The organism is Rhodococcus sp. O3, assembly GCF_048897285.1.
In the GTDB taxonomy this organism is placed as follows: domain Bacteria; phylum Actinomycetota; class Actinomycetes; order Mycobacteriales; family Mycobacteriaceae; genus Rhodococcus.
The window spans coordinates 1-2,239 of the sequence record NZ_JBMBTE010000280.1 but is presented as its reverse complement, the minus strand read 5'-3'; the positions used below and the strand labels follow the sequence as shown (position 1 = coordinate 2,239).

General features: G+C 72.1%; 4 protein-coding genes. 2 read left to right on the top strand and 2 right to left on the bottom strand.

Going from position 1 to position 2,239, the window contains the following annotated elements:
* Together ACN675_RS28910 and ACN675_RS28905 are read right to left on the bottom strand one after the other, a co-directional pair.
* Nucleotides 1-317, bottom strand: a 317-nt coding sequence (locus tag ACN675_RS28910) for an ROK family protein (protein ID WP_420754075.1), incomplete at its 3' end; no start/stop codon positions are given.
* Between the two features lie 53 nt (nt 318-370).
* On the bottom strand, nt 371-1,150 hold the full coding sequence (locus tag ACN675_RS28905) for a class I SAM-dependent methyltransferase (protein ID WP_420754074.1): 780 nt from the start codon (nt 1,148-1,150) through the stop codon (nt 371-373).
* An 86-nt stretch (nt 1,151-1,236) separates the two neighbouring features.
* Here ACN675_RS28905 and ACN675_RS28900 point away from each other — a divergent pair, with 86 nt between their 5' ends.
* Both ACN675_RS28900 and ACN675_RS28895 read left to right on the top strand, forming a co-directional pair.
* Nucleotides 1,237-1,899, top strand: coding sequence for a GntR family transcriptional regulator (locus ACN675_RS28900; RefSeq protein ID WP_420754073.1), 663 nt, complete (start codon nt 1,237-1,239; stop codon nt 1,897-1,899).
* An 80-nt stretch (nt 1,900-1,979) separates the two neighbouring features.
* On the top strand, nt 1,980-2,239 hold a 260-nt coding region (locus ACN675_RS28895), incomplete at its 3' end, for an MFS transporter (protein ID WP_420754076.1).

The following is a 2,239-nucleotide window of genomic DNA, read 5'->3' as shown; positions in this document are numbered from 1 at the left end:
GCGCCGTCCACGACGAGCCGGATCCGCGCGCTCGGGAACAGCGCCTGCACCCCGTCGACCAGCGCGAACCCGGCCGCCCATTCGGCGATGTTGACGGGTGCGACCGTGCCTGCGGTGGTGTCGATCGGGCCTGCGCTCGCGATCCCGACAGCGGTGATTTCCTGATCGCCCGCGGCGTGACGCAGCAACGTGGCCGCGGCGTCCCACACACCCGTCGTCGGGGTCGGGACGCTCAGCGGAGCGAGCGGGATGCCGTTGTCGCCGACGGTGGATGCTGCGAGTTTGGTGCCGCCGACGTCGAAAGCGAGTGCGGTCATGGCGCAAGACAGTAGCGCGTGACGGTCGCGCGGGAGGGCCGCAGATCTCCGCGTCAGGTGCGGCGCAGCACCAGCACGAGGTTGCTGACCAGGAACTCCCGGACCACCGGGACCTTCACGAGCCACCACGCCCAGCGCGGGTGGTAGCGGGGGAACGCGGCGAGCAGCTCGCCGTCGCGGGTGTTGCGGGCCCAGCGCAGGCCGTCCGCGCAGCCCACGTCGAACAGCGAGACACCGTAGCGGTTCTTCGGCTCGTGGCCGTGTTTGCGGGCGTACCGCCGGGCCGCGTACTCGCCGCCGAAGGCGTGCCACGGCCCGGTCTCGTGGCCGCCGAACGGACCCCACCACAGCGTGTAGGACAGCACCATCAGGCCGCCGGGCCTGGTCACGCGGAGCATTTCGTCGGCCATCACCCAGGGCTGGGCGACGTGCTCGGCGACGTTCGACGAGAAGCACACGTCCACCGACCCGGTCCGCACCGGCAACGCCAGCCCGGATCCGCGGATCGAGCCGCCCACCTGCAGGCCCGCGGCGTGCATCTCCGCCGGATCCGGCTCGATCGGCACGTACCGGGCGCCGACGCCGTCGAACGCGTCGGCGAAGTAGCCGGGACCGCCGCCGACGTCGACGACGGTGGTGCCGGTCAGGTCGCGGCCGGTCAGGCCCGTGTACAGGTCGCCGATCAGGTCGACGGTGTCGCGGGCGACCCCGCCGTAGAACACCTCGGGAGCGGTCTGTTCGTACCGGAAGCTCCCGAGCAGGCCGACGGAGCGGCGCAGCGTCGCGCGGCGGGCGAAACGCCCGGCGACGCGGGGCGGGCGAGTGTCGGACACGAGAGGCCAGCTTAGTGGGAGCGCGGGCGGCCCCGATCACCCCCTGCGCGCGACGAACTCGTTCGCACCGCGTATAAATACATCTTGTGTCTAAGTTGCATTCAGCGGCGGAGCAGGTCTACCGCGAGGTGAAGGAGCGGATCCTGTCCGGCACCCTGCCCGGCGGCGAACTGATCAGCGAAGGCGAGATCGCCGCCGAGATGGGGACCAGCCGGACCCCGGTCCGCGAGGCGTTCCTGCGCCTCGAGGCCGAGGGCTGGATGCGGCTGTATCCGAAACGCGGCGCGCTCGTCGTGCCCGTGGCCGACGGCGAGGCCGAACACGTGGTCGCCGCGCGGCTGCTCCTCGAAGCGGACGCCGTCCGCGTGGTGGCCGGCGGCCCCGACAGTGCCCGCGCGGAACTCGTGCGTGCTCTGCGCGCCAACCTCGGGGCCCAGCACGAGGCCGCGGACTCCGGCGACGTCGCGGCCTTCAGCGGGCTCGACGCGGACTTCCACGGCCTCATCGTCCGGGCCGCCGGAAATCCGCTGCTCGTCGACTTCTACCTGGGACTGCGCGAACGGCAGCGGCGCATGACCGCGCGCTCGCTGATCCGCGACCCCCTGCAACTGAACTCGATCATCGACGAGCACACACGGCTCGCCGACCTCGTCGACGCGGGCGACGCCGAGGGCTTCGCCACCGCCGACGACATCCACATGCGCCGCGTCCACGGACTGCCGCGCGCCACCGGAGGAGATGCACGATGAGCGTCGAGACGGCCACCGTCACCGAAGTCCCGGCGCCCGTCCGGCGACGGATCGCGCCCTGGGCGCTGGTCGCATCCGCCATGTTCGCGGTCGCGTGGGGCGGCAACGAATTCACGCCGCTGCTGGTGATGTACCGGCTCGACCACGGATACTCGCCCGTCGTCGTCGACGTGTTCCTGTTCGCCTACGTGCTCGGCATCGTGCCCGCGCTGCTGCTCGGTGGACCGCTCTCGGACCGGCTCGGTCGCCGCCCGCTCATGCTGCCCGCACCGTTCGTCGCGGCCGCGGGCTCGATCGTGCTCGCGTTCGGCGCGGACAGCGCGCTGCTGCTCGTCGTCGG